Annotated in this window: 23 protein-coding genes; 10 read left to right on the top strand and 13 right to left on the bottom strand. The window is 63.6% G+C overall.

Going from position 1 to position 21,772, the window contains the following annotated elements; all coding sequences use genetic code 11:
* Positions 1-308: 308 nt before the first annotated feature.
* Positions 309-959 carry an ankyrin repeat domain-containing protein gene (locus tag ACI2JX_RS17260; protein ID WP_404690586.1) on the bottom strand — a complete coding sequence of 217 codons (651 nt, stop codon included), beginning with the start codon at positions 957-959 and terminating at the stop codon, positions 309-311.
* 169 nt (positions 960-1,128) lie between these two features.
* Between ACI2JX_RS17260 and ACI2JX_RS17255 the strand changes: the two genes are divergently transcribed.
* From ACI2JX_RS17255 to ACI2JX_RS17240, 4 genes are all read left to right on the top strand, one after another.
* The gene (locus ACI2JX_RS17255; protein WP_404690585.1) at positions 1,129-2,010 is read left to right on the top strand and encodes a LysR substrate-binding domain-containing protein; all 882 of its coding nucleotides are present in this window, start codon (positions 1,129-1,131) and stop codon (positions 2,008-2,010) included.
* Positions 2,011-2,112: 102 nt separating this feature from the next.
* Positions 2,113-3,000 (top strand): pirin family protein, encoded by an 888-nt coding sequence (locus tag ACI2JX_RS17250; RefSeq protein WP_368971950.1) that lies wholly within the window; start codon positions 2,113-2,115, stop codon positions 2,998-3,000.
* Positions 3,001-3,101: 101 nt separating this feature from the next.
* On the top strand, positions 3,102-3,932 hold the full coding sequence (locus ACI2JX_RS17245) for a DNA-3-methyladenine glycosylase family protein (RefSeq protein WP_404690622.1): 831 nt from the start codon (positions 3,102-3,104) through the stop codon (positions 3,930-3,932).
* A gap of 184 nt (positions 3,933-4,116) precedes the next feature.
* The gene (locus ACI2JX_RS17240; protein ID WP_264232537.1) at positions 4,117-4,383 is read left to right on the top strand and encodes a DUF1652 domain-containing protein; all 267 of its coding nucleotides are present in this window, start codon (positions 4,117-4,119) and stop codon (positions 4,381-4,383) included.
* A gap of 19 nt (positions 4,384-4,402) precedes the next feature.
* Here ACI2JX_RS17240 and ACI2JX_RS17235 read toward each other — a convergent pair whose 3' ends face one another.
* The 6 genes from ACI2JX_RS17235 to ACI2JX_RS17210 form a co-directional block, all read right to left on the bottom strand.
* Positions 4,403-5,017 (bottom strand): Yip1 family protein, encoded by a 615-nt coding sequence (locus ACI2JX_RS17235; protein WP_264232539.1) that lies wholly within the window; start codon positions 5,015-5,017, stop codon positions 4,403-4,405.
* A gap of 102 nt (positions 5,018-5,119) precedes the next feature.
* Positions 5,120-5,407, bottom strand: coding sequence for a hypothetical protein (locus tag ACI2JX_RS17230; protein ID WP_264232541.1), 288 nt, complete (start codon positions 5,405-5,407; stop codon positions 5,120-5,122).
* Between the two features lie 126 nt (positions 5,408-5,533).
* On the bottom strand, positions 5,534-6,136 hold the full coding sequence (locus tag ACI2JX_RS17225; protein WP_404690584.1) for an START domain-containing protein: 603 nt from the start codon (positions 6,134-6,136) through the stop codon (positions 5,534-5,536).
* Between the two features lie 106 nt (positions 6,137-6,242).
* Positions 6,243-7,079 (bottom strand): bifunctional allantoicase/(S)-ureidoglycine aminohydrolase, encoded by an 837-nt coding sequence (locus ACI2JX_RS17220; protein ID WP_186557047.1) that lies wholly within the window; start codon positions 7,077-7,079, stop codon positions 6,243-6,245.
* Between the two features lie 133 nt (positions 7,080-7,212).
* Positions 7,213-8,577, bottom strand: a complete 1,365-nt coding sequence (locus ACI2JX_RS17215; protein ID WP_404690583.1) for an LLM class flavin-dependent oxidoreductase — start codon at positions 8,575-8,577, stop codon at positions 7,213-7,215.
* Positions 8,578-8,593: 16 nt separating this feature from the next.
* On the bottom strand, positions 8,594-9,574 hold the full coding sequence (locus ACI2JX_RS17210) for an aliphatic sulfonate ABC transporter substrate-binding protein (RefSeq protein WP_404690582.1): 981 nt from the start codon (positions 9,572-9,574) through the stop codon (positions 8,594-8,596).
* Positions 9,575-9,849: 275 nt separating this feature from the next.
* Here ACI2JX_RS17210 and ACI2JX_RS17205 point away from each other — a divergent pair, with 275 nt between their 5' ends.
* Positions 9,850-10,755 (top strand): hypothetical protein, encoded by a 906-nt coding sequence (locus tag ACI2JX_RS17205; RefSeq protein ID WP_404690581.1) that lies wholly within the window; start codon positions 9,850-9,852, stop codon positions 10,753-10,755.
* Between the two features lie 219 nt (positions 10,756-10,974).
* Here the strand turns inward: ACI2JX_RS17205 and ACI2JX_RS17200 are convergent, their stop codons facing one another.
* Positions 10,975-11,649, bottom strand: a complete 675-nt coding sequence (locus ACI2JX_RS17200) for a class I SAM-dependent methyltransferase (protein ID WP_404690580.1) — start codon at positions 11,647-11,649, stop codon at positions 10,975-10,977.
* 117 nt (positions 11,650-11,766) lie between these two features.
* Here ACI2JX_RS17200 and ACI2JX_RS17195 point away from each other — a divergent pair, with 117 nt between their 5' ends.
* Complete coding sequence (locus ACI2JX_RS17195) at positions 11,767-12,981, top strand: YeeE/YedE family protein (RefSeq protein WP_368973515.1); 1,215 nt, start codon at positions 11,767-11,769, stop codon at positions 12,979-12,981.
* 6 nt (positions 12,982-12,987) lie between these two features.
* Here the strand turns inward: ACI2JX_RS17195 and ACI2JX_RS17190 are convergent, their stop codons facing one another.
* Positions 12,988-13,869: a DMT family transporter gene (locus tag ACI2JX_RS17190; RefSeq protein WP_404690579.1), complete on the bottom strand. Its 882-nt coding sequence runs from the start codon at positions 13,867-13,869 to the stop codon at positions 12,988-12,990.
* Between the two features lie 212 nt (positions 13,870-14,081).
* Here ACI2JX_RS17190 and ACI2JX_RS17185 point away from each other — a divergent pair, with 212 nt between their 5' ends.
* Both ACI2JX_RS17185 and ACI2JX_RS17180 read left to right on the top strand, forming a co-directional pair.
* A complete protein-coding gene (locus ACI2JX_RS17185) occupies positions 14,082-15,056 on the top strand; it encodes a quinone oxidoreductase family protein (RefSeq protein ID WP_404690578.1) in 975 nt (324 codons plus the stop codon).
* Positions 15,057-15,077: 21 nt separating this feature from the next.
* Positions 15,078-16,001 carry a LysR family transcriptional regulator gene (locus ACI2JX_RS17180; protein WP_264232554.1) on the top strand — a complete coding sequence of 308 codons (924 nt, stop codon included), beginning with the start codon at positions 15,078-15,080 and terminating at the stop codon, positions 15,999-16,001.
* A gap of 173 nt (positions 16,002-16,174) precedes the next feature.
* Here the strand turns inward: ACI2JX_RS17180 and ACI2JX_RS17175 are convergent, their stop codons facing one another.
* The 3 genes from ACI2JX_RS17175 to ACI2JX_RS17165 form a co-directional block, all read right to left on the bottom strand.
* Complete coding sequence (locus tag ACI2JX_RS17175; RefSeq protein WP_264232556.1) at positions 16,175-16,504, bottom strand: hypothetical protein; 330 nt, start codon at positions 16,502-16,504, stop codon at positions 16,175-16,177.
* 74 nt (positions 16,505-16,578) lie between these two features.
* Positions 16,579-17,229: a DUF998 domain-containing protein gene (locus tag ACI2JX_RS17170; RefSeq protein ID WP_404690577.1), complete on the bottom strand. Its 651-nt coding sequence runs from the start codon at positions 17,227-17,229 to the stop codon at positions 16,579-16,581.
* Between the two features lie 74 nt (positions 17,230-17,303).
* Complete coding sequence (locus tag ACI2JX_RS17165; protein WP_368973510.1) at positions 17,304-18,119, bottom strand: sulfite exporter TauE/SafE family protein; 816 nt, start codon at positions 18,117-18,119, stop codon at positions 17,304-17,306.
* Between the two features lie 108 nt (positions 18,120-18,227).
* On the opposite strand from ACI2JX_RS17165, the gene ACI2JX_RS17160 reads away from it, so the two are divergent.
* Together ACI2JX_RS17160 and ACI2JX_RS17155 are read left to right on the top strand one after the other, a co-directional pair.
* Positions 18,228-19,043: an AraC family transcriptional regulator gene (locus ACI2JX_RS17160; RefSeq protein WP_404690576.1), complete on the top strand. Its 816-nt coding sequence runs from the start codon at positions 18,228-18,230 to the stop codon at positions 19,041-19,043.
* A gap of 55 nt (positions 19,044-19,098) precedes the next feature.
* Positions 19,099-19,848, top strand: a complete 750-nt coding sequence (locus tag ACI2JX_RS17155; RefSeq protein WP_264232562.1) for a FadR/GntR family transcriptional regulator — start codon at positions 19,099-19,101, stop codon at positions 19,846-19,848.
* Between the two features lie 252 nt (positions 19,849-20,100).
* Here the strand turns inward: ACI2JX_RS17155 and ACI2JX_RS17150 are convergent, their stop codons facing one another.
* A complete protein-coding gene (locus tag ACI2JX_RS17150; RefSeq protein ID WP_404690575.1) occupies positions 20,101-21,681 on the bottom strand; it encodes an aldehyde dehydrogenase (NADP(+)) in 1,581 nt (526 codons plus the stop codon).
* Between the last annotated feature and the right edge of the window lie 91 nt (positions 21,682-21,772).

The following is a 21,772-nucleotide window of genomic DNA, read 5'->3' as shown; positions in this document are numbered from 1 at the left end:
GAATCCTCGGCGGGGGTCAGGTCTGGCCTCTTCGCGGGCAAGCCCGCTTCCACAGGTTGTTGTGCTGGTCTGTGGAGGGGTGGCCTGTCTGGGGAATACTCCGCGGGGGTCAGGTCTGGCCTCTTCGCGGGCAAGCCCGCTCCCACAGGTTGTTGTGCTGGTCTGTGGAGGGGTGGCCTGTCTGGGGAATACTCGGTGGGGGGCGGGCCTGGCCTGCGCGGGTAAGCCGGCGCGCAGGTAAAGCGTCGCTCACCAAGGCAACAGGGTGAGCGGGTCTACCCGCGAAGGGCCGTAGCGTAGCGCCAGGTCTATTTGTTGAGCAATTGAACCATCTCCTGATAACCGCGCTGGCGCGCATGCTCCAGGGCGCTAACGCCGTCCTTGTCGGCAATCGTCGGATCAGCACCGGCTTGTAGTAGCCGCCGCACGATCTCCACATGGCGCGGCCCGCCATCGCCGAGGATTACCGCCTCCAGCAGGGCGGTCCAGTGCAGGCGATTGAGATGATTCACATCCACCCCGGCATCGATCAGCATCTGCACGGTTTCAACATGGCCACGCTCAGCCGCAGGGATCAAGGCGGTACCGCCATAGCGGTTGGTGCTCTTGAGGTCGGCGCCATGTTCGAGGGTCAGGCGCAGGATGTCGTTGAACCCACGCGCCCCGGCGTACAGGTAGGGGCTGTCGTGGATATTGTCTTTGGCATTCACATCGGCGCCGGCCGCGATCAGTGCCTGCGCCGCTTGCACTTGATTGGCCTGGGTCGCAACCAGCAGCGCAGTGCGGCCCTGAGCGTCCCTGGCCTCCAGCGGCGCACCCTGATCCAGCAGGCGCTGCACGGTTAGCCCATCGCCGCGGTGGGCGGCGTCGATCAAAGAGTCGGTCATCGTAGTCTCGGCATAAGCGGTGAAGTTGCAGCAGCTAAGCAGCATCAGCAGTGCAGCGCAGGGTAGACGCATGCGGCGGCTCCTGGTCAATGAATGTCCATCCTAGGAAAACCGCGTGAGGGGGTGAAGTGATTTATCTGGATGGCAGGCAGTGCCGTTGTGAATAGGCGCTGATTGCGCTGGCCGACAGCGGGTGGGCGTGTTAGAACTCACGCTTGTCATTTACAAGTTGAATAGCGCGATGTCTGTTAGCGTGAAATCGAATAGAGCCCTGTTCGACCTCGACCTGCTACGCGCCATCGTCGTGGTGGCCGATTGCGGCAGTTTCACCACGGCAGCGGCAAGGCTGCACTCGACCCAGTCGACGATCAGCCAAAAAGTACGCCGGTTGGAAGAGATGGTCGGCCATCGTCTGCTGGTGCGCGGCAACCGTGACGTATTGCCCACCGACGCCGGCCAGACCCTGCTCGGCTATGCCCGGCACATGCTGGCGTTGAACGATCAGATGCTTGAAGCCTTGGCCGGGGCCATGGTCGGTATGACTGTGCGCCTGGGGGTTCCGGAAGACTTCGTCGGCGGCCGCACCACCAACGCCTTGTCGGCTTTCAGCCGCCAGCATCCGCAGGTCAAGCTGGAAGTCACCAGCGGGCTGTGTCGCGACCTCAGCCAGGCCTACGACAATGGCGAACTCGACCTGGTGCTGCTCAAGCAGCGGCGCAACAGTCGTGAAGGCGTGGCATGCTGGCCGGAGCGTCTGCAGTGGATCGACAGCGCGCGCCTGCCTACCTTCGATCTTGACCCCATACCGTTGGTGACCTTCCCACCGCGTGGGCTGTACCGCGACGATATGATCAGTGCCATCGAGGGCATGGGTCGGCGCTGGCGCATCAGCTTTACCAGCTCCAGCCTTAGCGGCATTCAGGCAGCGGTGGCCGATGGCATGGGCGTCAGCCTGCTCCCGCCGCGCGCTGCCACAGCCGAACATCGGGTGCTCGGCGCGATGCAGGGGTTGCCTGAGGTCGATAGCTACGAGATCGTCATCGTGCATCGGCCAACGGCGGATGTGATGGTCAAGGCCCTGGCCGAGGTGCTTACGGAGTTACTGGCAATGCAGGCGATCTGAGGTTGATGTTCCATAGATGGGACGATCAGTGCTGTTTTGGCCATCTACCGCGCCATTAGCACTATAGGTAAGGTTATACCCAGCCAAGAGAGGAGTCATCTCATGAAAAAGATTCTGGGTATTCACCAAAACCCTAATGCCCACTGGGTAGGCGACGGTTTTCCGGTGCGCAGCCTGTTCACCTACGACCATCTGGCCAGCAAGATCAGCCCGTTCCTGCTGCTCGACTACGCCGGGCCCCATGACTTCACCCCGACCAATGCCCGCCGGGGGGTTGGCCAGCACCCGCATCGGGGCTTTGAGACGGTGACCATCGTCTATCAAGGCGAATTGGAGCATCGCGACTCCACCGGCGCCGGTGGCCTGATAGGGCCGGGCGATGTGCAGTGGATGACTGCCGCCAACGGCATCATCCATGAAGAGTTCCATTCTCCAGCCTTTGCCCGCAGCGGTGGCGCCCTGGAAATGGTGCAGTTGTGGGTCAACCTGCCCGCCAAGGACAAGCGTGCCGCGGCGGGCTACCAGACCCTGCTGTCGACGGATATCCCAGTGGTCGCGCTGGCCAACGATGGCGGTACCTTGCGCGTGATTGCCGGTCATTACCAAGGCCATGCTGGCCCGGCGCGGACCTTTACCGCCATGGACGTCTGGGACATGCAGCTCAAGGTGGGTGCCGAACTGCAATTGCCCGTGGCAGAGGGCCGCAACGCCGCACTGGTAGTGCTGCGCGGCAGTGTCCGGGTCAATGGCGAGCGCGATGCAGGTCCTGCCAGCCTGGTGTTGCTGGATCGCGCGGGTGAACAGGTGCACGTGCAAGCGCTGGACGACGCCGTGGTGCTGCTGCTCAGCGGCGAGCCGATCGATGAGCCAATTGTCGGATACGGCCCGTTCGTGATGAACAGTCAGGCAGAAATCGCCGAATCATTCGATGATTTCCATGCCGGGCGTTTCGGCCTGATGGCCGATGCAGGGGAGGGGGCGCCGCATTGATCACCCGCTTGTCCCGCTTGCAGGCCGTGCGCCGTAGCGTACGGCCCGAGGGCGGGGCTTGCCTGTGGCTGCGCTACCGCGCCCCTTACGACTGGCCGGCAATGGTGGCCTTCCTGGCTGCGCGGTGCATTCCCGGGATCGAGCGCTGCCAGGGTGAGGTGTACCGGCGCAGCTTCGAGTGGTGCGGGCGGCAGGGGACAGTGCAGGTGTCGCCCACGAACGGCGCGCAGTTGCGGGTGGAATTGTCCGGGGTTGCCCCTGGCGCTGTACCTGCGCTGGTCGCGCGCCTGCGCCGGGTGTTCGATCTGGACGCAGAGCCTGCGCGCATCCAGGCCGAACTGGGGCGCGATGCGCTGATGGCCCAGTTGCTGGCCCGCCGTCCTGGCCTGCGCGTGGCGCAGGGTTGGGACGGCTTCGAGCAAGCCATGCGCACGGTACTGGGTCAGCAAGTCACGGTCGCCGCCGCCATGACCCTGGCCGGTCGCCTGGTACAGCGCCATGGTCAACCGCTGGCGTTGGCGGCAGCCGGGCTGAGCCATGTCTTCCCTCGTGCAAGTGCAATCGCTGGCCTGACGCTGGAGGGCCTGGGCATGCCGCGTGCTCGCGCAGTCACACTGACCACCTTGGCCAACGCCTTGTTGGCCAGCCCTGATCTACTCGCTCCTGGCCAGGCATCACATACCGCGCTTGAGCGCCTGCTCAAGCTCAAAGGGATCGGCCCATGGAGCGCGCAGTACCTTGCGCTGCGCCAACTGGGTGACGCCGATGCGTTACCGCTGGGTGATGTCGCGTTGATTAAGGCGCTGCAGGTGTTGGAAGGCGTGGAGGCAGATTTGGCCCACCGCGCTCAAGCCTGGCGACCGTGGCGAGCCTATGCGGCGCAGCATTTGTGGACTTCATTGAGTGATCTGCGACCGCCCGTCGCATCATAGGCGCAGTAGAACGAACGGTCACCGCCGGCTGGAGATCTTCCACTAAGGTGCTAGGGGATTGCTTGCGCTGGGATTGTTCTGGCAAATGGACGGCCGCTTGAACATGCGCACTATCAATTGGCGTCTCGCCCGCTGACGGCGTAATTAAACATAACAGGCCATCCGATGAAGAGAGGGTCGTACCATGTCGTTGATTGGTGTTTCGATGCTGGAAATGCGTCAGCTCATTGAGCAAGCCTGCCTGCCAGACCGTTGTGAAGTTAGTTGCCCCGATGGCGCCCACCTGACCATTCGGCTCGGTGAAGGGCAGAGTCTTGAGGATTGCGTGACTCTCACCGATGTACCGGTCGCCAACCTCAATAGTTGTCGTGATCTGGTTGGGCTGGTGGCACAGCTTCGCGCTGAGCAGCGCCTGGCCCATCCTGCCACAGCGGCCAGGGCCATCGCCTGAGCGCTGTCGGTTGCCCCGGTCAGCCAAGGCTGGCCGGGCGCACATATTCAGGCATCAAGGTGTTGAACCAGAACAGGATCATCGACACCAGGATGGTCACCATCAGCAACAGGCCCACTCCCCACACGCAGGTGGCGAACAGCATGGCCTGCTCCTTGCGCAAGCGCAGGAACGTCTGCAACCCCCCATACAGCAATACCGTGGCGTAGGCCGATGCCGCTGCCAGCGCCGCGACAGCCAGCCAGCGCATGGGGACCAGGCCCACCACTCCCGCAACAAACCATGGCGTGGCGCAATAGGCAGCAAAGCCGATGCACTGATTGAGCGTTGGTTGGGCATCGAAGCCGCGTGACATCCAGCGAATCATCACACCCATGATCATCACACCGACCACCGTGGTGGCATAGAGCAAACCGCTCAGTTGAGCGGCACTGGCCATGCTCAGGCGCACCCGCTCTTCACCGGCCAGGCTCCAGCCGAACTGGGTGGTGCCGACAAACAGGCATAACGCGGGGATCAGCGCCATCGCCAACAGACGAGGCAGGTATTGCTGCGGATGGGCTTCTTCGGCATGGCGGATGTCCAGCCAGGCGTCAGCGGGGTGAATGAAGAGCTTGAGCAATGGACTGTTCATGGCGATCTCCTCCAGGCTTTCGCGCTAGGACAAGCGCAGCCTCTTTCAATGGAGAAGCGTGGCGGCGGCTGGGTTCAGCCTAATTACCTGCCATTGATCGCCTTACTGCAGTTCGAGCAGCAAGTTCAGCCCGCCATCGCCACACCGGCCATGATCGCGCACCACGCCGCGGTAGCTGCGGCCATCCCAGGTGAATGCCACGCTGTGGGCGCGGTCGAGCTTGGCGGGTAACGGGGGCGACACATGCAAGCGCAAGGCGGGACAGCCTTGTAGGTTGATAGCGGCCAACTGCACATGGCACTCGACACGTTGGGCCACGGGGCCGAACAGGGTGTCGCGGACAAAGTCCAGCTCAAGGCATGCACTGGAAGCGCGATAGGTACTCTTCATAGCGCTTCGAGAGAGTGAAAAGTCATAAAGGGGCTCCTGGCGAAAGATGACGAGCATCATTCTTTTGAAGCCAGGCCGGCAAAGTCGTTCCAAACATTTCACCAACGGTCATCCGATCGTTTGCATTCAGGGCTGGCGCTCGGCAACCGCGCGCAGGGTGCGCAAGGTCACCATCGGCGCATCGACCACAAAACGGTTGGCCAGCCAACCCGGCACATCGCCGGCGGGGTCGGCCTGTAACTGATAGATGACCTCGGTTTCGCGCTCGCCCAGCGGACGCATGATCCATTCCCCTTGCAAGCGGCGCACGCGGATCAAGCCTTGCACCGGGGGCAGCTTGGTCGGCTCTGCGCTCAAATGGCGCACCAGCGTGCCGTCGTCCAGGCGCTCGCTGCGCACCTTGAGGACGATGTCGCGGGGTTGTGCTGGCCAGGGCAGGTCGGTCGTGAGGTAGACCCAGGTGCTGTCGCCGTCGACTTCCAGCAGGCGCATCTGGGCGCAGGCATACAACCACTTGCAGGCTACCCGCAGGTTTTCCTGCAGATCTACCAGGGTAGGCACGCTGGCCTTGATTCGGGTGACGCCGCGAAACTGTTGATAGGCGGAACTGGGCACGGCGCTCAGGTAGACATCGATGCCGTCTTGTTGATGCGCCAGGCGCCAATCATCGGCATGAACGTTGAGCGGGAGCAGGAATAACAAAGCGACCAGCAGGCGGGGGCGGGGCATGGTCGTGGGCCGCTGTTGAGGGTATCGATTTCTAGTATGGCCACAAACTTGGAAGGGGTGGCAGATATTGGGGCCGCAGCGCAGCCCCAACAATCTCAGCCTGAACTCAACGCTTTGGGTTGAGGGTCAGGTGCACATGACGGTTAACGTCCTTGTACAGCAGGTAGCTGAACGGACCTGGACCGCCGGAATAGCACGCTTGTGGGCAGAAGGCGCGCAGCCACATGAAGTCACCGGCTTCAACCTCGACCCAGTCCTGGTTCAGGCGGTACACCGCCTTGCCTTCCAGCACGTACAGGCCGTGTTCCATGACGTGGGTCTCAGCGAACGGAATCACACCGCCTGGCTGGAAGGTCACGATGTTGACGTGCATGTCGTGGCGCATGTCGGCCATGTCGACGAAGCGGGTGGTTTTCCACGCGCCTTCGGTGCCCGGCATCTCGATCACCTGGGCCTTGTCGCGGTGGGTGACGAAGGATTCTGGCAGGTCCAGGCCTTCGACCTTCTGGTAGTGCTTGCGCAGCCAGTGGAAGGTGACGTTGGCTTTGCTGTGGTTGCGCAGGCTCCACTCGGCGCCCGGGGCGATGAACGCATAGCCGCCTGGGGCCAGGGTGTGGGGCTTGCCTTCCAGGGTGATGTCGATTTCACCCTCGACCACGAACAGTACCGCTTCGGCGTTCGGGTCCAGCTCTGGGCGCTCGCTGCCGCCTTCTGGCGCGACTTCGACGATGTACTGCGAGAAGGTCTCGGCAAAACCGGTCAGCGGACGGGCGATGACCCACATGCGCATCTTGTCCCAGAACGGCAGGTGGCTGGTGACGATGTCACGCATCACGCCCTTGGGGATGACGGCATAGGCTTCGGTGAACATGGCACGGTCAGTCAGCAGCTCGGTTTGAGCGGGGTGCCCACCGTGAGGGGCGAAGTAGGAGTGATTCGACATGGACAGTCTCGACTTGTTGTTCTCTCCCCGTGCCGGAAACCGCACCGGCCGGTGCGCCGCAGGGGATGCACGGACAGGATAGGGTCCGTGCACTGCCATCCACAAATTAAATGTTGAAATACCCGGTATTTGATTACTGAATGCTGACGTTGCGCCCCGCATGCTGCTCAGGCAGGCGATCGCCCTGGCCGAACAGCTTGTGGCGCAAGGTGCCGTCTTGATAGGCAAGAGGATAGCGACCACGGCGCTGCAACTCGGGCACCAGCAGCTCGACCACGTTGTGCAGATCGTCCGGTTGCACCGCGTAGGTCAGGTTGAAGCCGTCGATGCCGGTCTCATCCAGCCACAGCTCGAGTTGATCGGCCACTTCGCTGGCACTGCCCACCAACACCGGGCCGCGCCCGCCCAGGCCAATGAACTCAGCAGCCTCGCGCACGGTCCAGCGGCGGCTCGGGTCGGCCGCGGTGAAGGCGGCCAGGGCCGCCCGGCCGGCGTCATTTTCCACGTACTCGATCAGTGCATCCGGGTCGAGCCCGGCGAAGTCGATGCCGGTCCAGCCAGACAGCAGGGCCAGCGCGGCGTCGAGGTCGACATAGCGCCGGTACTCGGCAAAACGTGCCTGGGCCTGTTCGCGGCTGTGGCCGACGATCAGCAGCGCTTGGGCGTAGATCAATACCTCGTCGCGACCACGGCCAGCCGCGGCGCTGGCTTGGCGAACGCCGTCGGCGTAGCGGCGCAGCACCGTCGGCGACGGGCCGCTGATGAACACGCACTCGGCATGTTGCGCGGCAAACGCCTGGCCGCGTGCCGAGGCGCCGGCCTGGAACAGCACCGGGGTGCGCTGTGGTGAGGGCTGGCACAGGTGCATGCCGGGGACCTGGAAGTGCTGGCCATGATGGCCGATGGGGTGTACGCGGGACGGATCGATGTAGCGCCCGCTGTCCCGCTCAAGCAGTACCGCATCATCTTCCCAGCTTTTCTCCCACAGCTTGTACAGCACTTGCAGGTACTCATCGGCCAAGTCGTAACGCTGGTCGTGGCCCAGTTGGCGGTCCAACCCCAGGTTGCGCGCGGCGCTATCCAGGTAGCCGGTGACGATGTTCCAACCGACCCGGCCGTTACTCAGATGGTCGAGGGTCGACATGCGCCGGGCGAAGGGGTAGGGGTGTTCGTAGGTCAGCGAGAATGTCACGCCAAAGCCCAGGTGCTCGGTGACCCCGGCCATGGCCGGGACCAGCAGCAGCGGATCATTCACCGGCACCTGCACGCCACCGCGCAGGGCCGCCTCTGGACCGCCCTGGTAGACGTCGTAGATACCCAGTACGTCAGCGATGAATAGCGCATCGAACAGGCCGCGCTCAAGCAGGCGAGCAAGGTCGGTCCAGTAGTCCAGGCGATTGAACTGCACGCTGGTATTGCGTGGGTGGCGCCACAAGCCTGGCGACTGGTGGCTGGCGGCGTTCATGCTGAAGGCGTTGAAGCGGATCGGGCGTGACATCCAGGTCTCCTTGGCGTCAGGGCAGCACGGCGGTTGGATAGACCGCGTCAGCCACGCTCAGCTTGTGCGGGATAAGGCCCAGGCCCTGGAAGGTGTCGGCCAGCTTTTGCTGCTCGGCGACGATCTGCGGGGTGATCGCTACCGCGTTGTAGTTGCGCCGCTCGCTGGCCACTTCCAGTACGTTGGCGCTGATGCCCAGTTGCGGTGCCAGCAGGCTAGCCACCTCGGCAGGCTTGGCATTGGCCCACTGGCTGACTTTGGCCAGCTCGCTGAAGAAGGTCTTGAGCAGCTCGCGGTGTTGGTCAGCAAAAGCTGCTGTGGAGAGATAGAAGGTGCGGTTGTTGCTCAGGCCACTGCCGTCACGCAGGTTCTTCAGGCCCGGCTGCTGCTCGGCGGCGGCCAGGAACGGATCCCACAGGGTCGAGGCCTGTACGTTGCCCGACTGCAGGGCGGCGACGGCGTCGGCGGCATTGTTGACGTAGGCTGGGGTGATGTCCTGGTAGCTCAGGCCGGCTTGCTGCAGGGCCACGGCCAACAGGTATTGGGCGTTCCAGCCACGACCGGTGGCGACGCGCTTGCCTTTGAGGTCTTGCACGCTGGCGATGTGGTCCTGCTCGCGCACCACCAAGCCGATGCCGCGCGGGTAGGGTTGTTCGGCGGCCAGGTAGACCACCGGCTTGCCTGCGGCCTGGGCGAACACCGAGGGTGCATCGGCCGCGTGGCCAAGGTCGATGGCGCCGGTACTCAGCGCTTCGAGCAGTTGCGGGCCGGCGGCAAATTCATGCCAGCTGACCTTGACGCCTTGCGGTGCGAGGGCCTTTTCCAGGGCACCGCTGCCCTTGAGGATATTGATGCTGTTGAATTTCTGGTAGCCAATGCGCAGGGTCTTGGCGTCGTCGGCAACCGCACTGGACCAGGGCAGCACGGCGCTGGCAACGCTGGCCAGCAGGCCGCCGAGCAACAGGCGGCGCAGGGGGGAGAAGGTACGGGTAGGCACGGGATTGGCTCCTGATCAGGCGCTGGAAAGATGACCTGAGATTAAGGAGCAGGCTTGAGGCTTTCAATTTTTTAATTCCATTTGGTTAGAATGTTTTGTTCTTTTTATATCATTTTGTGGTTTAGCCAGGAGTGGTCTGGCCCGGCCATTGCGTGAACGCCAGGTGGGCCGCGCTCGATTTGCACAACGCTGGAGAACGCAAGCCGGCAACGCTCCCACGACATATTTTTCACATCCCCTTGCTAGCATCGCCTGCTCTCAGAGGAGTCGACTGGATGTGGCAGGTGTTGCGCAAGCGCGGAGTACGAATCACCTTGGGTGCCACGGCTGCGGTGGTGGTCAGCGCGCTGGGCTTCTTCGCCTGGCAGGGTTTCTACCCGGTGCAAGCGACCACGGGCTGGCAGGTCAGCGTGCTGCACACCTCGGTGGCCAAGGCCGCCTCACTGCTACCGCAAGCCGATGGCAGCCTGCTGGTCAGTCGCGAGCTCGACGATGGGCGCGGCAGCATCCTCAAGATCACCGCCCAGGGTGACCGGGTGGTGGTGGTCGACGGCCTGTCCAAGCCCGATGGCATGGTGGCCGTCGAAGGCGGCTGGGTATTCAGCCAGGAAGGTGGCAAGGCGCCAGTCAGCCTGCAGCGTGACGGCAAGATCACCCCGTTGTTCGAAGGCGAGAGCGTGCAGGGCTTGTGGAACGATGGCGATTACCTCTACGCCATCGAGGACCGTCGCGGCAATGGCCGGCTGATGCGCTACGCCTGGCACAGCGGGCAGCTCGATGTGCTGCGCTCAGGCCTGACCGAGACCGAGGGTTTGACCCGTTGCCATGATGGTCGGCTGCTCTACACCCAGAAGGGCGAGGGCAAGGTTCGCGCACTCAGTGATGACGGCAACGACCCGGTCGTGGTGCAAGGCCTGCGCAATCCGACCTTTCTCATGTGCGATCAGCGCGGCCTGTGGATCAGCGAAGACTCCACCCACCGCGCCCGCTTGCTGCTGATCGATGCCCAAGGCCTGCGCCAGACCATGCTGTCGTTCCTCAAGGCGCCGCAGGCGATCGTCGCCGACGGCAAGGGCGGTTATCTGCTGGCCGAAGGCGGGCGTAATCGCGTGTTGCACCTGATGCCGCCCGCTGAGCAGAAGGTTGCCAAGGTCAGCCCCGAGCAGCTGACTGACGACTGACAATTGGGCCGGTTACGGATTTGTGCAGCCAATGGCGTTGTCGTGTCAGATCCGGCCTCTTCGCGGGCAAGCCCGCTCCCACAGGGTTCGTGGGGTTCGCAGGATCTGCCTGGTGTCAGTGCTGGCTCAACGCTGAACTGAAATCTGCGCGGTACCTGTGGGAGCGGGCTTGCCCGCGAAGAGGCCGGACCGGACACTGCAAATACGTGGCAATGACCGCTATTCAGCCAACCGCCCAGCCACCATCAGCAGCGACTGTGGCACGGCGCTCTGTGGATGCTGCGGCTCGTCCAGACTGACCAGCCTCAACCCCGCCATTTCCAGAGCCCGCAACCAACTCGATAACGTGCGAAAGTACCAGGGCATCGGCTGCCACTGCCCTTGAAATCCGGCAAATGACTCTTCCCGCCAGCCGTCCTGGTAATCGCCATTGGCCACCGCCCAAGGATGCAAGGTCTGGATCACTAGCACCCCGCCAGGCCTGAGCAGAGCGCTGACGGCTGTCAGTAAGGGAATTATGTCCTGCTGCAGCAGGGCAAAGTTGGCGCAGATCAAGTCGTACGCTGTGCCGACATCCACCAGGGCCTCGGCCAACTGCTCGTAACTGCCCAGGTGCACGTACGTCGAGCCCGCCGCCCTAGCGGCCTGTACCAGCGTTGCATCACCATCCACGCCAACGGCGGCAATGCCGCGCTCAGCCAGGGCGCGCAACAACCAGCCTTCGCCGCAGCCCAGGTCCAGCACTCGCTCAGGTTGCTGGCCAAGCACGGCGAGCAGGATCGCCTGGTCGGTGACCTGGCGGCGGCTTTCGATCGCACCGCTGCGAACGGCCTCAATCCAGGCTTGGGCATTGTGCTGCCAGCTTTGCAGCAGGGCGTCGTCGGCTGAGGGCATCTGCTGCTCCGCAGTTGAGGGGGAAATGGCAAGCATAGGCGTTTGCCTGGCGGCGAGCACTGACAGTCGCACGGCGGTATACTCGCGCCCCCGTTTCACTGTTATCCGAGTATGCCGATGGGTCTTTCTGCAACTGCCTCACCTGAACCGCGCCGCCTGGGCGCCCCCTTGGTCGCCCTGGCCTTGCTAGTGGCCGGTGCCTGGTTGGTCAATCTCAACGCCGGATTCAAGCAGGTGTTGCTGTTGATCGTTGGCGCTGCGTTGGGGCTGACGCTCTATCACGCCGCTTTTGGGTTCACCTCAGCCTGGCGGGTGTTCATCAACGAACGTCGTGGGGCAGGCCTGCGCGCGCAGATGATCATGCTGGCGTTGGCCGTGCTGCTGTTCTTCCCGGCGCTGTCGGCTGGCAGCCTGTTCGGCACTCCGGTCACCGGCCTGGTTGCCCCGGCAGGCGTGTCGGTGGTGTTCGGTGCGTTCATCTTCGGCATTGGCATGCAGCTGGGCGGTGGTTGTGCTTCCGGGACGCTGTTCACGGTCGGCGGCGGTAACGCGCGGATGCTGGTGACGCTGCTGTTCTTCATCATCGGCTCGGTCACTGCAACCCATCATGCCGACTGGTGGTTTGCCTTGCCGTCATTCCCGGCGACCTCGATTGTCCAGGCCTGGGGCGTGACCCCGGCGCTGCTGGCGAGCCTGGCGGTATTTGCCCTGATTGCCTGGGTCACTGTGCTGCTGGAGAAACGCCGCCATGGCCAGCTTGAAGCGCCAGTGGCCAGTGCGCATCAGGGCCTGGGGCGCTTTGTGCGTGGGCCTTGGCCTTTGCTCTGGGGCGCTGTCGCCCTGGCGCTGCTGAACTACGCCACCTTGGCCCTGGCGGGTCGTCCATGGGGTATCACGTCGGCCTTCGCCCTGTGGGGCGCCAAGACCCTCAGCGGCCTGGGTGTGGATGTCGGCAGCTGGGTGTTCTGGCAGGCGCCGGCCAATGCCAAGGCGCTGGCAGCGCCCTTGTGGCAGGACATCACCACGGTGATGGATATCGGCATCGTGCTCGGCGCGCTGCTGGCGGCGGGCCTGGCCGGTCGTTTTGCGCCGAGCCTGAAGATCCCGCTGCCTTCGCTGATTGCGGCGGTGATCGGCGGCCTGCTGCTGGGCTATGGTTCGCGCCTGGCCTATGGCTGCAACATTGGCGCCTATTTCAGTGGCATCGCCTCGGGCAGCGTACATGGCTGGCTGTGGTTGGTTGCGGCTTACGCGGGCAACCTGATCGGCGTGCGCCTGCGGCCGATGTTCTTTGCTGGCGAACGCCGCGCCCCCGCCTTGAGCGGCTGCTAAGGCGCATCAGCCCCTGCGCGCTGGATTCAACGCCAGCGCCACGCCGCCGAGCACCACCAGTGAGGTCAGGCTCAAGCGCCAGGACAACGGCTCGCCCAGCAGCATGACCCCACCCAGCGCCGCAATGACCGGCACGCTCAGTTGCAGCGTCGCGGCTTGCTGGGCGCTGAGGTATTTCACCACCCCATACCACAGGCTGTAGCCAGCACCGGACGCCAGCACTCCGGAGCCGAGCGCGTAGAGCACGCCTTCGCTGCTCAGCTGTACTTGTGCGCCGCTGAAGATCAGGCCCAGCCCCAGCGCCAGCAGCAGTGGCAAGCTGCGCAGGAAGTTACCGGCAGTATCTGCCAGCGGGTCAGCCGACCCCTTGCCCAGCACCGAATAAGCGCCCCACGCCACTCCCGCCACCAGCATGATCAGGGCACTGGCCAAGGGCGGCGCATCGGCGCCGGGTAGCAGCAGGGCGATCAGCCCAGTAAAGGCGATCAGCATGCCCAGCAGCACCCGCCGCTGCAGCGACTCACCCCTGACCAGGCCATAGGCGAACATGCTCACCTGCACTGCGCCGAACAGCATCAACGCCCCGACCCCTGCGCCCAATTGCAGGTAGGCGAGGGAAAACAGCCAAGCGTAGGCGAACAACGCCAGGCTCGCCGCCCAACTGCCGCGCGGCGCCCGTCTACCCTGGCTGAACCACAGCACACTGGCGAGAAAGACCGCACCGCTACCCAGTCGTAGCGCGGTAAAGCTATTGGCATCTATCGCGCCATCGCGCAGGGCCAGGCGGCAAAACAAGGAGTTGGCAGCGAACGCCAGCAGGCTGAGCACGGTGGGCAGCAACAGCGAATGGCCAGGCAAGCGGGCGCTACAGGCTTTGTTGTTATTCATGGTCACCTGGAGAGGGGCCTGAAGGCTCGCTGCGCGAGCCTGTCGTCAGGTTGGTCGTAGGCGCAGTTTCGACAGTTTGCAGGTTTGCTGCAACGCTACTTTCGGCCCAGATTGCTGCGCTGGGTGCAGAAATCATCTGCGCTGGGCATGATTGTTCGATGTACAGAAGGTAATTAGCCTGGATGGGTCTTTTACTTGTTCAGGAATGGATCATGGCCACACGCATCGTACTCAGCGAAACCGGCAGCGCTCAGGTAATGCAGTTGGAGACTGTTCAGGCACTGCCCCCAGGGCCTGGGCAGGTCTGGTTGGAGCAGACGGCCATTGGCGTAAACCCACTCGACGTGCTGCAGCGCAAGGGCGGCGCACCACTGCCTTTGCCCAGCGGATTGGGGTTGGAGGGTGCCGGGCGGGTGACGGCAGTCGGTGAGGGGGTCGACAGCGTGCAAGTGGGCGATCGAGTGGCCTACGCCACCGGTCCTGTCGGCGGCTATGCCAGCGGCCGGTTGTATCCCGCCGAGCGCCTGATCAAGCTGCCGCCTGCGGTGAGCGACGAGGACGCAGCGGCGCTGCTGTTCAAAGGCATAACCGCGCAGTACCTGCTCAAGACTACCTATCCGGTCGGTCCTGGCAGTTACGTCTTGATCTACGGCGCTGGCGGCGGCGTCGGCCAGATCATGGGGTCTTGGGCCAAGTATTTGGGGGCTTTGGTGATTGGCGTGGTGTCCAAGGCGCAGAGCGTCGAGCGTGCCCGCGCGGCGGGCTGTGATCATGTACTGGTCTTCGATGCCGCAACGTTGGCCACGCAGGTCAAAGAGCTCACCAACGGGCTAGGTGTCGATGTGGTCTACGACGGTGTCGGCAAGGTGTCGCTGCAAGCTTCTCTGGACAGTCTGCGCGTGCGCGGTTTGTTGGTGTCTTTCGGCGCCACCTCTGGGGCACCTGCAGCCATCGACGTCGCCACCCTCAATGGCAAAGGCTCACTGTATCTGACCCGGCCGTCGCTGGCCGCGCACACCCGCAGCACCGAGGAGTACCAGCAGCGCGCTGGCGATGTGCTGGCCGCGCTTGCCAGCGGTATCATTCAGCCGCGGATCTGGCGCCGTTATCCGCTGGCCGATGTTGCCAGCGCCCATGCCGACCTGGAACAGGGTCGCGCGCAGGGAGCGCTGATCCTGACACCTTGATAGCTGCCAACGAGCCTTGCCATGGATCCATTCGACAGTCGCCGCGCCGATGAGCTTGCCACCTTGCTGGCCTTGCATGAGCAGGGATCGTTCGCCGCCGCAGGCCGGCAACTGCAACGCCACCCCTCGGTGCTGTCACGCCGCCTGGGCGCCTTGGAGCAGCGCCTGGGGATCCGTCTGGTCGAGCGCACCACGCGGCAGTTGCGCTTCACCGATGAGGGCGAGCGGCTGGTTGAGCGCTTGCGCCTGGCCGGTCGCCTGATCGACGAAGCCGAACAGCAGGCCTCGCAAGGGGCAGCTATTGTGCGCGGGCGTCTGCGTCTGGCGTTGCCCGCCGCGATGGGGCGGCGTTGGTTGAGTGGGTTAATGGCGGAGTTTGTCCTGGCCCATCCGCAGGTCACCCTGGAGATAGAGTATGCCGACCGCTTCGTCGATCTGGTCGCCGAGGGGTTCGATGGGGCCATTCGCATTGGTGAGCTGGCTGACAATCGACTGGTCGCCAACAAGCTGTGCGATCACCTGCGTATCCTGTGTGCTGCACCCGCTTATCTGGCCAAGCATCCACAGCCGCAACAACCGGCTGATTTGAGCGCGCACAATTGTCTGGGTTTCAGTGGCTTGCGCTCGTTTCCTGAATGGCATCTGACGGCCGGTGTGCGGCAGGAGAGTGTCAAGATCAGCGGCTCGCTGCGCGGTAACGACAACGAGGCCCTACTGGAGGCGGCACGACGCGGTGTAGGCATCATTGCTGGGGGCGACTGGTTAATGGTCGAGGATCTGGCAGCTGGCAGGTTGGTCAGGGTATTGCCGCAGTGGCAGTTGGATGTCGCTGCCGGGATTTACTTCGTGCGGCCCTCGGCGCGCTTGAATAGCGCTGCCCTCGGCGCGTTCAAGGATTGGCTGCAGACGTGTTTCAAGCATGGGCCGCCCTGGCAGCAAGCCTGAATTAACAAAATAGATTAGAAATCATCTGTATCAGTATGAAATATATAGATATTTTGCTTAGCATTCAGTGCGGGATCTCTTCGCGGTCGGAGATAACCGCCGCGAAGAAAGCGATACTGAATTATCTTCCAATCGATATTAGAAAGATTGGTTAACTGGCTGATATTTATACACTAACGTCTCGCGACAGCATGCTGAACGCACTGCTCATAGTACGTCTGCTTGATAGCCGCAGGTTTGAGGCGCGATTGGCTGTTGTAGGTCTGCTCGGTAATGCCAAAGGCAGTCATGCGCATCCACGGCTTGGGGAATTTGCGCGCCTGTAAACGTTTGCGGGTCGCATACAGGTTGACCCCGGAAAGCTTGGCCTGCTGGGCCTCGGCGGCGATCTGCGAACCCCAGCCACAGACGTGCCGATCATTCTGGCTCAGGGCCCGGGCCTGAGCGGTAAAGGCCATGGAGGCCAGCAGGCAGCCGGCCATGGTTGCTAGAAATACCCGCATGATGCTGTCCTAAGCTTATGAAGGAAAAGGGAGTTTGCCTTCGCTTCAAAAACTTGGGGGCCAGCAATTTGCCGTCAGATGATCGCCATGCGCAGCGGATTGCGGCGGGTGCTGCGCAGGCTGTACAGCGCCAGGATGGCAATCCAGATGACCGACACGCCGTAGTTGATCCGTTGGTACAGGCCGAACCATTCGCCGCTATGCGCCGCCTGGGCCATGAGTATCACGCTGACGATCGCCAGCACTGTGCAGGCCAGTGACCCCCAGGCGAGGCTGGCAGAGCCGGCCACCCGTTTGCCCAGCCAGCTCCACAGCAGGCTGGCCAGGGTCAGTGAAAGGAACATCAGCAGCCCGCTCAGGTTGTGCATCTGCTGCGAAAACGAGGGTTGCGCCGGGGCGCAGCCTTGGTCACAAGCAAACCAGCCGGTGCCGATACTGCCCAACGCATGCACCAGCACCAGCAAAGCACTCAAGCGTGCCCAATTCGACTGCCGCCAGCGGCGTGCCAACCCCCAGGCGAACAGGGCGAACAATCCGCCGAGGGGGAAGTTGTTCAGCAGCGCAGACCATCCCTGGGTCGGTGCGCCAACCGCACCCAGTTGGCTCATGGCCTGATGCAGGTGGCTGTAGCCAGGGTAGCTTGCCGCGGTCAGGGTCACGCCCATCAGCAGCCACACGGGGATCAACAGGCCGCAGCCCAGTAACAGTCGGTCGAGGGTTATCATGCTGTACTTCCTTCCGTGGAGTAGACGCGCTCAAACCCTCACGTTACCGCCGTTGCAGGGCGATTGGCCAGCGCTCAGCGCCCGGCGCAGAGCATCACCAGCAGGACTGTGCCTAGCAGCACCAGGTAGGCTCTGGCGTGCAGGCTGTCGGCGATGCGCCCCACTAGCGGCGAAGCCAGCTGCATGCCCAGCCATGCGCCGAGCGCCAGGGCGGCCGCCGCGTACAGGTCGATCAAGCCGACAAATCCGCTGCCCAACGGCTCACCGGTTGAAGGCAGCATGGCGTATACCAGCGACGCGCTCAGTGCCATGGGCAGCGACAACGGATTGGCCATGGCCGTAGCAGTGAGCATACTTGCGCCACGCCTGCGCATCAGCGGTACGGTCATGACGCTGCCGCCCACTCCCAGCAGTGCTGCCAGCGCGCCAATTGGCAGCCCGACCAGGGCCGAGCCTGCCCGGCTCATTGGGCGCAGAACGGCGCCGGCGTCGCTGACAAAGCCTGGGCGCAGCCAACTATCGAGCAACGTCAGCACCAGGTAGCCGATGAACAGCCACCGCAGCCAGGTGCCGTCCAGCTGCAGCGCTGCATAGGCGCCAACTATCGCGCCCAAGGCGATGGCCGGTGCCAGTTGGCCAATCAGATCCCAGCGCAGGCTGCCCGAGCGGTGATGACGCCAGGTGGCCAGGGCACTGCTGAAGATCATCACCGCAGCCGAGGTGGCTACAGCAATCTGCATCGCCTGTTGGCCGATGGGGGCGTCTGCTCCATGGCCGGCGATCAGCAGCGCATACAGCAGCGGCACGGCGAAGAAACCGCCACCGAAGCCGAATAACAACGTAGTCATGCCGGCGGCGACGCCGAAAATGCTTAAAAGTGGGTACAGCATCGTGCTGCCTCTGCAGGTGATAGGACGCACGCAGAGTAGGCAGGTTACGCTTGGCCGACATGCGTGAATTGGCCAATAATCATCGCGTTCAGGCCAAGGCTGTGCAGCATGCGTAATACCCCGTTGTCCCAGGTCGATAGCATTCCCAGGCCAGTACTGGCCATCGGCACCGACTACCCGCCGAGCACTTTGCTCGAGGCGCATAGCCATCGCCGGGCGCAGTTTCTGTATGGCATGAGCGGGCTGATGGAGGTGTTGACCGACGATGGTGCCTGGGTGATCCCGCCCTATAACGGCGTATGGATCCCGCCTGGCAAGCGCCATCAGGTGAAGATGCAGGGGGTAAGCACGCGCAGTGTGTACATCGAGCCGCAAGCGCTGCCGCGTGTCGATGCGCGCTGCCAGGCTTTGCTGGTCAGCCCATTGCTGCATGAGCTGCTGCTGGCCAGTGCCGATGTGCCCGCGCTGTATGAGCCGCATGGGCGCGATGGGCTGTTAGTGGCGTTGATTCTCGAGGAGTTGCGTCGGGCGCCGAGCCTGCCGCTGTATGCGCCGATGCCGGTCGAGCCGGCACTGGCTGCACTGTGCCAAGGCTTTTTGCAGGCACCGAATATTCATCAGACCGCTGAGCACTGGGCGCAGCAATTGAACAAGAGCATGCGCAGCTTCAATCGACAGTTTCGGCAGCTGACCGGCTTGTCGTTTGGTCAGTGGCGGCAGCAGGCCTGCCTGATGGCGGCGGTGACACGCCTGGCCGGCGGTGAGGGAGTGACGCGGATCGCCCTGGACTTGGGTTATGACAGCCCCAGTGCGTTTTCCAGCATGTTCCGCAGGGTGCTGGGCGAGGCGCCTTCGCGTTTTGCCCCTGGAGGGGCGCAACCGGCAGTGCGCAGGGTGAGCGAAAACCGTAATGGATGTATGTGATCGTACAACTGCTTGCGCTATGATGACGCTGGTCTTTCAAGGTGAAATACACGGCATGACAGAGCAGCAGGTACAGGCAAGGACCCGGCGCAAGCCGCGCAGTCTGGCCCAGGAACTGGTCACGGTGCTGACCGAACGGATCCGCAGTGGTCAGCTCAAGCGCGGCGACAAGCTGCCGACCGAGTCGCAGATCATGGCCGAGGAGGGCGTCAGCCGTACGGTGGTGCGTGAGGCCATCTCGCGGTTGCAGGCAGCAGGCCAGGTGGAGACCCGCCACGGTATCGGCACCTTCGTGCTGGATGCGCCGGCGGGTAGCGGTTTTCGCATCGATCCGGCAACTGTGGTCACCCTGCGTGAGGTGCTGGCGGTGCTCGAGTTGCGTATCGCGCTTGAGATCGAGTCAGCCGGGCTTGCCGCGCAACGGCGCGATGACCAGCAGTTGGCCGGGATGCGTGCGGCGTTGGATGAGATCAACGAAAGCGCTGCGCATGCCTCCGATGCCGTGTCGGCGGACTTTCAGTTTCACCTGCGCATTGCCCAGGCCAGTGGCAATCACTACTTTGCCGACATCATCAATCATCTGGGCACCAGCATCATTCCGCGCACCCGGCTCAATTCGGCACGGATCGCCCATGATGACCAGGCGCACTACATGAGCCGCCTGCGTCACGAGCATGAAGCGATCTATGAGGCGATTGCCCGGCGCGATAGCGAAGGGGCGAAGATGGCGATGCGCATGCACCTGTCCAACAGTCGGGAGCGCTTGCGCCAGGCGCATGAAGCGGCAGAGGCGCAGGGCGCCTGAGTACTTCATCGGGGGCTCCAAGCCATGAAGCCATGGCTGCCCGCGCGAGAGATCACTTTAGACCTGAGTCGTCTGCTTGGGGCCGCTTTGCGCCCTTCGCGGGCAAGCCCGCTCCCACAGGTACGGCGCCGACCGTGAGAGCGGCGCTATCCCTGTGGGAGCGGGCTTGCCCGCGAAGGGCGCAAAGCGGCCCCAATTGCTTAAGCGAACTGCATTACCGCAAAGATGCGAGTCATTTTTAATGTGCGCAGATCACAGCGAACCTTCGCTCCACTGCCCATTGACCAACCGGCGCAGCCCCAGCGGGTTGTTATCCTTGAGCGCCTCAGGCAGCAGCGCCTGCGGGTAGTTCTGGTAGCACACCGGCCGCAGGAAACGGTCGATCGCCAAGGTGCCCACCGAGGTGCCGCGGGCATCGGAGGTGGCTGGGTAGGGCCCGCCATGAACCATGGCGTCGCACACTTCCACACCCGTCGGATAGCCATTGACCAGAATCCGGCCGACTTTCTCCTCCAGCAGCGGCACCAACCAGGCGAACGCCTCGAAGTCTTCTGCTTCACCAATCAAGGTGGCGGTGAGCTGACCGCGCAGGCCTAGCAAGGCCGCACGCAGTTGCGCCTGGTCCTTGACTTCGACCGCCACAGTGGCCGGCCCGAACACTTCTTCCTGCAGCAGCGGGTCGGCATCGACCAGCAGGCTGGCATCGGCCTTGAACAGCTGCGCGCGGGCTTGTGCACCTTGTTGCGGTTGGCCCGCCAGCTGCTCGATGCCTGCATGAGCGTGCAGGTGCTCAAGGCCGGCGACGTAACTGCGTAGGCCACCGGCGTTGAGCAGGGTTTGCCCGGCCTGGGCATCCAGGGCTTGGCCGACATTGCTCAGCAGGCTGCTGAACTCGGCCGATTGCAGGCCGATCACCATCCCTGGGTTGGTGCAGAACTGGCCGGCGCCAAGGCATACCGAACCTGCCAGTTCGCGGGCGATGGTTTCGCCGCGCTTGGCCAGCGCACCGGGCAGGACGATCACTGGGTTGATGCTCGACATCTCGGCGAACACTGGGATCGGCTGCGGGCGCTCGGCGGCCATGCGGCACAGCGCGTCGCCACCCTTGAGCGAGCCGGTGAAGCCCACCGCCTGGATCGCCGGGTGCTTGACCAGCCACTCGCCGACACCGCCGCCGAAGACCATGTTGAACACGCCCTTGGGCATGCCCGTGCGCTCGGCGGCGCGGATGATGGCGCAGCCGACCAGGTCGGCAGTGGCCATATGGCCGCTATGCGCCTTGAACACTACCGGGCAGCCAGCGGCGAGGGCGGCAGCGGTGTCACCGCCTGCGGTGGAGAAGGCCAACGGGAAGTTGCTGGCGCCGAACACCGCGACCGGGCCAACGCCAATGCGCATCTGGCGCAGGTCGACCCGTGGCAGCGGTTGACGCTCAGGCAACGCCTGGTCGATGCGAGCGCCTAGGAAGTCGCCACGGCGCAGCACCTGCGCGAACAAGCGCATCTGCCCGCTGGTGCGGCCACGTTCGCCCTGAATGCGCGCAGCGGGCAGGGCGGTCTCGCGGCAGACGATGGCGACGAAGCTGTCGTCCAGTTCATCCAGCTCGGCGGCGATGGCCTCGAGGAACTCGGCGCGGCGGGCCGGGGAAAGCTGGCGGAACTCGGCAAAAGCGCCAGCGGCGGCGCGGGCGGCCTGGTCCACTTCAGCCTCAGTGGCTTGGACGAAGCTGTAGGGCAGGGCTTCGCCGGTGGTGGCATCGAGGCTCTGCAAGCGTTGGCTGCCGGCGGCGCTGCGCTGGCCGGCGATGAAGTTATGACCAAGAATCTCAGGCATGGGGTGCTCCTGTCGATGTAGTTGAAGGAAGAATGCAGGTGCGATGGGCTTGCCCGGCCCCTGTGGGAGCGGGTTTACCCGCGAACACCGG

This window comes from Pseudomonas sp. NPDC088890 (assembly GCF_044900155.1).
In the GTDB taxonomy this organism is placed as follows: domain Bacteria; phylum Pseudomonadota; class Gammaproteobacteria; order Pseudomonadales; family Pseudomonadaceae; genus Aquipseudomonas; species Aquipseudomonas urmiensis.
The sequence above is the reverse complement of the archived record's forward strand: the minus strand, read 5'-3'. Positions and strand labels throughout refer to the sequence as shown.

Excerpts from the sequence above, each read along its gene's own strand:
- ACI2JX_RS17240 (WP_264232537.1), top strand. The coding sequence starts at position 4,117 with ATGTCGTTGATTGGTGTTTCGATGCTGGAAATGCGTCAGCTCATTGAG.
- ACI2JX_RS17230 (WP_264232541.1), bottom strand. The coding sequence starts at position 5,407 with ATGAAGAGTACCTATCGCGCTTCCAGTGCATGCCTTGAGCTGGACTTT.
- ACI2JX_RS17260 (WP_404690586.1), bottom strand. The coding sequence starts at position 959 with ATGCGTCTACCCTGCGCTGCACTGCTGATGCTGCTTAGCTGCTGCAAC.
- ACI2JX_RS17215 (WP_404690583.1), bottom strand. The coding sequence starts at position 8,577 with ATGTCACGCCCGATCCGCTTCAACGCCTTCAGCATGAACGCCGCCAGC.
- ACI2JX_RS17150 (WP_404690575.1), bottom strand. The coding sequence starts at position 21,681 with ATGCCTGAGATTCTTGGTCATAACTTCATCGCCGGCCAGCGCAGCGCC.
- ACI2JX_RS17160 (WP_404690576.1), top strand. The coding sequence starts at position 18,228 with ATGCGTAATACCCCGTTGTCCCAGGTCGATAGCATTCCCAGGCCAGTA.
- ACI2JX_RS17235 (WP_264232539.1), bottom strand. The coding sequence starts at position 5,017 with ATGAACAGTCCATTGCTCAAGCTCTTCATTCACCCCGCTGACGCCTGG.
- ACI2JX_RS17180 (WP_264232554.1), top strand. The coding sequence starts at position 15,078 with ATGGATCCATTCGACAGTCGCCGCGCCGATGAGCTTGCCACCTTGCTG.
- ACI2JX_RS17245 (WP_404690622.1), top strand. The coding sequence starts at position 3,102 with ATGGTGGCCTTCCTGGCTGCGCGGTGCATTCCCGGGATCGAGCGCTGC.
- ACI2JX_RS17190 (WP_404690579.1), bottom strand. The coding sequence starts at position 13,869 with ATGAATAACAACAAAGCCTGTAGCGCCCGCTTGCCTGGCCATTCGCTG.
- ACI2JX_RS17200 (WP_404690580.1), bottom strand. The coding sequence starts at position 11,649 with ATGCCCTCAGCCGACGACGCCCTGCTGCAAAGCTGGCAGCACAATGCC.
- ACI2JX_RS17250 (WP_368971950.1), top strand. The coding sequence starts at position 2,113 with ATGAAAAAGATTCTGGGTATTCACCAAAACCCTAATGCCCACTGGGTA.
- ACI2JX_RS17170 (WP_404690577.1), bottom strand. The coding sequence starts at position 17,229 with ATGATAACCCTCGACCGACTGTTACTGGGCTGCGGCCTGTTGATCCCC.
- ACI2JX_RS17185 (WP_404690578.1), top strand. The coding sequence starts at position 14,082 with ATGGCCACACGCATCGTACTCAGCGAAACCGGCAGCGCTCAGGTAATG.
- ACI2JX_RS17155 (WP_264232562.1), top strand. The coding sequence starts at position 19,099 with ATGACAGAGCAGCAGGTACAGGCAAGGACCCGGCGCAAGCCGCGCAGT.
- ACI2JX_RS17205 (WP_404690581.1), top strand. The coding sequence starts at position 9,850 with ATGTGGCAGGTGTTGCGCAAGCGCGGAGTACGAATCACCTTGGGTGCC.
- ACI2JX_RS17165 (WP_368973510.1), bottom strand. The coding sequence starts at position 18,119 with ATGCTGTACCCACTTTTAAGCATTTTCGGCGTCGCCGCCGGCATGACT.
- ACI2JX_RS17225 (WP_404690584.1), bottom strand. The coding sequence starts at position 6,136 with ATGCCCCGCCCCCGCCTGCTGGTCGCTTTGTTATTCCTGCTCCCGCTC.
- ACI2JX_RS17195 (WP_368973515.1), top strand. The coding sequence starts at position 11,767 with ATGGGTCTTTCTGCAACTGCCTCACCTGAACCGCGCCGCCTGGGCGCC.
- ACI2JX_RS17175 (WP_264232556.1), bottom strand. The coding sequence starts at position 16,504 with ATGCGGGTATTTCTAGCAACCATGGCCGGCTGCCTGCTGGCCTCCATG.
- ACI2JX_RS17255 (WP_404690585.1), top strand. The coding sequence starts at position 1,129 with ATGTCTGTTAGCGTGAAATCGAATAGAGCCCTGTTCGACCTCGACCTG.
- ACI2JX_RS17220 (WP_186557047.1), bottom strand. The coding sequence starts at position 7,079 with ATGTCGAATCACTCCTACTTCGCCCCTCACGGTGGGCACCCCGCTCAA.